The organism is Moorena sp. SIO3E8 (genome assembly GCF_010692445.1).
In the GTDB taxonomy this organism is placed as follows: Bacteria; Cyanobacteriota; Cyanobacteriia; order Cyanobacteriales; family Coleofasciculaceae; genus Moorena; species Moorena bouillonii.
In genome coordinates, this window is sequence record NZ_JAAHHM010000236.1 from 1 (window position 1) to 6,428 (window position 6,428).

Sequence of the window (6,428 nt, forward strand, 5' to 3'; positions counted from 1 at the left end):
GGGCTTCTACTGGATTCCTCAGCGGTTGGATTTTCACCAACTTAACTAACAAGTTTCAGATATTTCTATCTGAGGTTAATCCCCCAAATCCTTTTCAGGATAAGGTTTCTAACCAACAAATCGCACATTGATGATATACCCGAATGGCATTAGTAGCTGTAGCAATATTGAGCTGGTGATCAATTACATTCATAATCAATTGCAAAACTGTGGTAATAATCCTACTCCCCCCGGGACTGCCAGTGACTAGATAAGGGTTACCAGCTTTGAGCACAATTGTTGGGGTCATAGAACTCAGCATTCTTTTTTCCGGTGCTATAGCATTGAATTCTGCTCCAGTTAACCCAAAAGCATTAGGGACTCCTGGCTTAGCTGAAAAATCATCCATTTCATTGTTGAGGAGAATACCCGTTCCCGGTACTGTAATTTTACTGCCATAGCTGAAGTTTAAAGTATAGGTATTAGCAACAGCATTGCCATACTTATCCATCACTGAATAATGGGTGGTATCATTGCTTTCTACCGGTTGAGTAGGATTACCAGGGGCAATTTCTGAACTGGGAGTTGCTCGATAGGCATTAATCCGTTGACGGATGCGTTCAGCATAGGTTTTAGAGGTTAATTCAGCAACGGGAACTGGCACAAAGTCAGGATCTCCTAAAAACTTAGAACGGTCAGCATAAGCTAACTTCATACTTTCCGTCATTAAATGAATGGTTTGGGCAGTATTATGTCCCAGTTTCCGAATCGGAAATGCTTCTAACGTATTCAACATCTGCACCAGATGGATACCTCCAGAACTTGGAGGTGGCATAGAATAAATCTCATAGCCCCGATAAGTGCCCTGAATCGGCTCTCGAATCACGGGTTTATATGTCGCTAAATCCTCTTTGGTAATCAGACCACCATTGGCTTCCATATCTGCTACGATAGCCGATGCGATCGCACCATCATAAAAAGCTTTAGCCCCATATTTAGCAATTAGCTTTAAACTACGGGCTAAATCCTTTTGTACCAAGATTTCCCCCACCTGATAAGGCACGCCCCCTGGCTTATAAAAAATAGCCATACTCGCCTCAGAAGCCTGCATTCGCTGCTTAGAGTATCTCAGAGATATGAGCAAATCTTCAGAAACTGGGAACCCTTTTTCTGCTAATTCTATAGCTGGTTGTAATGCCCGTTCTAAGGAAATAGTGCCGTATTTTTCCAGTGCCATGGTTAACCCAGCTACAGTACCAGGAACACCTACAGATAAATAACTGTATCGAGACTTTTCTGGGTCAACCTCACCATTATTATCCAGAAACATATCACGAGTAGCAGCGAGTGGTGCTTTCTCCCGATAATCAATAGCAATGGTTTGGTTATCCTTGGCCAAATGTAAGAGCATAAAGCCACCACCACCGAGATTCCCAGCTCGCGGTAAGGTTACCGCTAGGGTAAACCCAATGGTTACCGCAGCATCAACAGCATTGCCACCTTCTTTTAAAACGGCTAAACCAGCTTGTGAGGCATAGCTTTCTTGAGAGGAAACCATACCGTTGTTAGCGATAACGGGATGAAAGATATCTTTTCTGCTAAAGATAATTGTGTCTTGACCAAAGGCGCTGCCAGCACTAATGAAAATTAGAGTAGTGAGGCAAGTGATGATGAATTTATGTGTTTTGGCTATCTTGCCCATGGGATAGTTGAGGAAATATTGAGAGATTGGAAATGATTTTCGGCTTTCGGAAAGATACTATAACGGTTTCCACCAGCGCTACTAGGGAGTCGGGAGTCGGGAGTCGGGAGTCGGGAGTCGGGAGTCGGGAGTCGGGAGTCGGGAGTCGGGGGGATTACTGTTGCCTCTTGCCTCTTGCCTCTTGCCTCTTGCCTATTCCCTATTCCCTATTCCCTGTTCCCTACACACAGCCATATATCACTAATCGCACCAAAGTTTGTATCTAAATTGACAGTAGTTTAGACTGGTTAATGGTTCTTGTGTAAGGGCTGTAAGTAATCCCGACTAAAAAAGTCGGGTATGTTTGACGGACATTTTGAGGTATGTTACTTTTAATCAAGTCTTGACTGAACGTAATTAGAGAACGTAATTAGAGATATACCCATGAGCCAAGCCACAATTACTCCCAAAACCCAGGCATCTACCGCATTTACCAAGTTGAAGTGTAAAGAGTGTGGTGCGGAGTATGAGCCCAAGGCAATGCATGTTTGTGAGGAATGCTTTGGTCCGTTGGAAGTAAAATATGACTACGGCACCCTCAGACGCCATGTAACCCGGCAAAGCATAGAGGCAGGTCCGAAATCTATCTGGCGCTATCGTTCTTTCTTACCCCTTGCCACTGATAACTATATTGATGTTGGTACGGGAATGACTCCCTTAGTGAAATCGACTCGCTTGGCTAGACGCTTAGGGTTAAAAAATCTCTACATTAAAAATGATGCCGTCAACATGCCCACCCTGAGCTTCAAAGACCGGGTGGTATCAGTAGCTCTAAGTAGAGCACGGGAGTTAGGCTTCTCAACGGTATCCTGTGCTAGTACTGGAAACTTAGCGAATTCTACTGCTGCGATCGCAGCTCATGCTGGACTCGACTGCTGCGTGTTTATCCCTGCTGACCTGGAAGCGGGTAAAGTGATGGGCACTCTGATTTACAACCCCACATTAATGGCAGTCAAAGGCAACTACGACCAAGTCAACCGTCTCTGTTGTGAAGTAGCCAACACCCACGGTTGGGGATTTGTGAACATTAACCTACGTCCCTACTACTCAGAAGGCTCCAAAACTCTGGGCTTTGAAGTGGCTGAACAACTGGGTTGGCAACTACCGGATCATGTTGTTGCTCCCTTGGCATCAGGCTCCCTATACACCAAGATCTACAAAGGCTTCCAAGAATTCATCAAAGTGGGTCTAGTGGATGATAAATCAGTGCGCTTCAGTGGCGCTCAAGCAGAAGGTTGCTCCCCAATCGCTCAAGCTTTCAAAGAAGGACGGGACTTTATTACTCCAGTCAAGCCGAACACTATTGCTAAATCTATTGCGATTGGAAACCCAGCCGACGGCATCTATGCTTTAGAAATAGCTAAGAAAACTAACGGAAACATTGAATCCGTGACTGATGCAGAAGTTATCGAAGGGATGAAGTTGCTGGCAGAAACCGAAGGAATCTTCACAGAAACTGCAGGAGGTACTACAATTGCTGTACTCAAGAAGTTGGTAGAAGCTGGTAAAATTGACCCCGATGAAACTACAGTAGCCTACATCACTGGTAATGGCTTGAAGACCCAAGAAGCAGTTCAAGGCTATGTGGGTCAACCGTTTATCATTGAACCAAAACTAGACAATTTCGAGCAAGCATTAGAGCGGGCTAACACCCTAGACCGTCTGGAATGGCAGCAAGTTTTAGTTTAAGCATTCAGCAGTCAGCAGTCAGCAGTCAGCAGTCAGTGGTCAGTGGTCAGCCCTCAGCCCTCAGCCAAAGGCTCACGCCACGCGAACAGCCTATTTTATTCAAAAGCATTGCGCTGCGCGAACAGTAGCTTCACCTGCAGCAAATGGCTGAATGCTGATAACTGAATGCTGATAGCTGATGGCTTACCATTCAACCTTCAAAATTGAGAATTAAAAGCAAGATATTGATTATGGCTGTAAAAGTTTTAATTCCTACTCCTCTGCAAAAATATACCCAAGAGCAAGCAACAGTAGAATGTCAGGGAACGAATGTTTCTGAACTGATCGAATCCCTGGAAACTAATTGTCCTGGAATTAAACAACGCCTGTGCGATGATCAGGGTAAACCCCGTCGATTTTTGAATCTCTACGTGAATGGGGAAGATATCCGCTTGTTGGAGAATACAGAAACAAAACTCAACGATGGGGATGAAGTGAGTATTGTAACAGCTGTTGCTGGTGGTTAGAGATTATTGTGGTTAATCGTAGGTGGGCAGTGCTTACCTAAGGCATTGGTAAGCTTGGTGAATCTGTCTGATGCACTGCCCACCCTACAGGAACTTTCGTCCTGGGTTTTAGAAGGGAAAAGGGCACAGGGAGTAGGGAAAAGGGCACAGGGAACCCTGATCTGACTCCCCATTTCCCCATCTCCCCAACTCCCGACAGTAACTGGATTTTCAGCGGCGCTATACAAGACTCGGGGGTTGATCGGGATTGCTGCAAGTATTTTGATACCACGCATTTAGCTAGCCACCTGAACTGGCCGCTAAATCAGTGTTTATTTTGCGATCGCTATGGCAGTCTGTGTACCCAGAGCAGTTCAGTTTTAGAACTGGCACAACGGCAGTCTGCCTTAGTTGCTGAATTTTTGTATATTACAATTAGACTATTAAATCGTATAAAAAAACTCTAGCCTCTCTTGTAACTAAGGTAAGCATTCAGCCGTCAGCCGTCAGCCGTCAGCCATTCGCGAATGGCCAAGGCTCAAGCTACTTGAGGTGCTGACGTAACATAGATTAAACCAATGCTTACTTGTTTTATTCAAAAGTCGGCGTGTGCGTAGCACATAAGCTGATAGCTGATAGCTGATAGCTGAATGCTTACACTAAGTGACTGAAACTTAGTGACTGAAACTTAGTGACTGAAACTTAGCGACTAAGTTGACGGAATCAGCTGACATTAAAATATCCCTTGATTATATCATATCATAAGCTAAACCTATAAAATATTTTTTTTTGGTTATTATCATCAGTAGGATGAGTAGTCATAGCTAGGTAGTCTCAGTCGGTCATAGCCATGGGCAATCCTAGAGCTGGTTAACAAAAACCTCAAGCCTGGTTGAAGTTATAAAAAACTAAATAACTAAATAGATTAAGTAATTAAGTAGTTTGCCGCCTTATATCCATGAGACAATCCCTGAAAAACTTCCCCCGACTCAAACGTGTTCTGTTCACTGGAGCGATCGCAACCACAGCAGTTTGGTCTTGGGCAACACCGATTAATGGTAGCTCTGTGGTTGTAGCATTTCAGGATAGCCCCAAAACGATTGTTGATGAAGTTTGGCAAACTGTCAATCGGGAATATGTCGATAACACCTTTAACCAAGTTGACTGGCAAGCGACTAGGCACAAACTTCTCAGCAGAAGCTACGCTTCAAAGGAAGAAGCCTATAAAGCGATTCGGAAAGCCCTAGAAACCTTGGAAGACCCCTACACCCGCTTTTTAGTGCCAGAACAGTTCCAAGCCTTGACAAACCAAACTGTTGGTGAACTGTCTGGTGTGGGTATTCGCATGGAAATAGAAAAGCAGACCGAGACCCCGTTAATCATTGAACCGATTGAAAATTCCCCAGCGTTTAAGGGAGGTCTTCAAGCTGGGGATAGGATTTTAGCGGTAGATAGCAAATCGACGAAAGGGTTAAGTCTCGAAGATGCCTCGGAACTAATCCGGGGTAAAGTGGGGTCATCAGTGACTCTGCGGATTGCCCGACCAGGAGAGGGCATTTTTGAGATAGAACTAACCCGAGCTCAGATAGAAATCCCCTCTGTTCGTTACAGCGTCAAGGAGGAAGGGAATCTGCGCGTGGGTTACATCAGCTTAAATGAATTTAGTTCCCATGCAGCTGAACAAATGCAACGGGCAATTAGTAACCTAAATCAGCAGAAGGTGAATGCTTATGTCCTAGATCTGCGGGGTAATCCAGGGGGATTGCTTTTTTCCAGTATTGAAATTGCCCGCATGTGGATGCAAGAGGGGGAAATTGTTAGCACTATAGACCGGATCGGTGGTAAACAAGCATACAGCGCTAATCGAACCGCCTTGACCCAACTGCCCTTAGCGATTCTAGTGGATGGTAACTCTGCTAGTGCTAGTGAGATTTTAACTGGTGCTCTCAAAGATAACAAACGCGCTACTGTTATCGGTTCTCGCACCTTTGGTAAAGCGGCTGTCCAGTCTGTCCATTCCTTATCCGATGGTTCAGGTTTAACGGTGACCGTCTCTCGCTACTACCTACCCAGTGGTGAAGATATTAGTTTGAAAGGAATTGTGCCCGATATTCGGCAAGAGTTGACCCTTGAGCAACGGCAACAGCTATCTAGTCAACCGGGATGGCGTGGCACTAGCAAGGATCCTCAATACGGAAAAGCGATCGCAGTTTTAAAATCCACTACTGCCTCCGAGCCTGGAAACCTCAGTCAACCCATAAACTCAGGTAGAGTCTGGTAAGCTGCGCTGGGAATCGGGAATCGGGAATCGGGAATCGGGAATCGGGAATCGGGAATCGGGAGGAGTGTGGGAAGTGGGGGAAGTGGGGGAAGATAGATATTTCGCAGATATTCCGTAGTGGACTGACACAGCTAAAATAGTGCAATAGAAGGATCATTATTTGAGGTCAAAAAAATGGGAAGAGGTCGTAGAGATAAAGTGCTGCTGACAATCGAACAAAGACGAAGACTAGAAAACATCAGCTCGCTTTGGC

Annotated in this window: 8 protein-coding genes; 5 read left to right on the top strand and 3 right to left on the bottom strand. The window is 45.1% G+C overall.

The genetic code is table 11. From position 1 onward, the window contains the following. Positions 1–94: 94 nt before the first annotated feature. Entirely contained in the window at positions 95–1,681 is a 1,587-nt protein-coding gene (gene ggt, locus F6K46_RS37590) for a gamma-glutamyltransferase (protein ID WP_293067932.1), read from the bottom strand. A 32-nt stretch (positions 1,682–1,713) separates the two neighbouring features. On the opposite strand from ggt, the gene F6K46_RS37595 reads away from it, so the two are divergent. From F6K46_RS37595 to F6K46_RS37610, 4 genes are all read left to right on the top strand, one after another. Next, positions 1,714–1,947: a hypothetical protein gene (locus tag F6K46_RS37595; protein WP_293067934.1), complete on the top strand. Its 234-nt coding sequence runs from the start codon at positions 1,714–1,716 to the stop codon at positions 1,945–1,947. A gap of 157 nt (positions 1,948–2,104) precedes the next feature. Continuing rightward, a complete protein-coding gene (gene thrC / locus F6K46_RS37600; protein ID WP_293067936.1) occupies positions 2,105–3,409 on the top strand; it encodes a threonine synthase in 1,305 nt (434 codons plus the stop codon). After that, positions 3,388–3,537 carry a hypothetical protein gene (locus tag F6K46_RS37605; RefSeq protein WP_158069494.1) on the top strand — a complete coding sequence of 50 codons (150 nt, stop codon included), beginning with the start codon at positions 3,388–3,390 and terminating at the stop codon, positions 3,535–3,537. The genes thrC and F6K46_RS37605 overlap by 22 nt, the downstream gene beginning before the upstream one ends. A 102-nt stretch (positions 3,538–3,639) precedes the next feature. After that, complete coding sequence (locus tag F6K46_RS37610; RefSeq protein ID WP_293067939.1) at positions 3,640–3,915, top strand: MoaD/ThiS family protein; 276 nt, start codon at positions 3,640–3,642, stop codon at positions 3,913–3,915. On the opposite strand, the gene F6K46_RS37615 is transcribed toward F6K46_RS37610, so the two are convergent. Beyond that, positions 3,912–4,190: a hypothetical protein gene (locus F6K46_RS37615; RefSeq protein WP_293074131.1), complete on the bottom strand. Its 279-nt coding sequence runs from the start codon at positions 4,188–4,190 to the stop codon at positions 3,912–3,914. The genes F6K46_RS37610 and F6K46_RS37615 overlap by 4 nt on opposite strands. 662 nt (positions 4,191–4,852) lie before the next feature. Between F6K46_RS37615 and ctpB the strand changes: the two genes are divergently transcribed. Then, on the top strand, positions 4,853–6,175 hold the full coding sequence (gene ctpB / locus F6K46_RS37620) for a carboxyl-terminal processing protease CtpB (protein ID WP_293067943.1): 1,323 nt from the start codon (positions 4,853–4,855) through the stop codon (positions 6,173–6,175). On the opposite strand, the gene F6K46_RS37625 is transcribed toward ctpB, so the two are convergent. Continuing rightward, the gene (locus F6K46_RS37625; RefSeq protein ID WP_293067945.1) at positions 6,158–6,304 is read right to left on the bottom strand and encodes a hypothetical protein; all 147 of its coding nucleotides are present in this window, start codon (positions 6,302–6,304) and stop codon (positions 6,158–6,160) included. The two genes, ctpB and F6K46_RS37625, sit on opposite strands and share 18 nt — an antisense overlap. Positions 6,305–6,428 lie beyond the last annotated feature (124 nt).

Bases quoted from the DNA above. Each gene is read 5' to 3' on its own strand.
- ggt (WP_293067932.1), bottom strand. From the start codon at position 1,681: ATGGGCAAGATAGCCAAAACACATAAATTCATCATCACTTGCCTCACT.
- F6K46_RS37595 (WP_293067934.1), top strand. From the start codon at position 1,714: ATGATTTTCGGCTTTCGGAAAGATACTATAACGGTTTCCACCAGCGCT.
- thrC (WP_293067936.1), top strand. From the start codon at position 2,105: ATGAGCCAAGCCACAATTACTCCCAAAACCCAGGCATCTACCGCATTT.
- F6K46_RS37605 (WP_158069494.1), top strand. From the start codon at position 3,388: ATGGCAGCAAGTTTTAGTTTAAGCATTCAGCAGTCAGCAGTCAGCAGT.
- F6K46_RS37610 (WP_293067939.1), top strand. From the start codon at position 3,640: ATGGCTGTAAAAGTTTTAATTCCTACTCCTCTGCAAAAATATACCCAA.
- F6K46_RS37615 (WP_293074131.1), bottom strand. From the start codon at position 4,190: ATGCGTGGTATCAAAATACTTGCAGCAATCCCGATCAACCCCCGAGTC.
- ctpB (WP_293067943.1), top strand. From the start codon at position 4,853: ATGAGACAATCCCTGAAAAACTTCCCCCGACTCAAACGTGTTCTGTTC.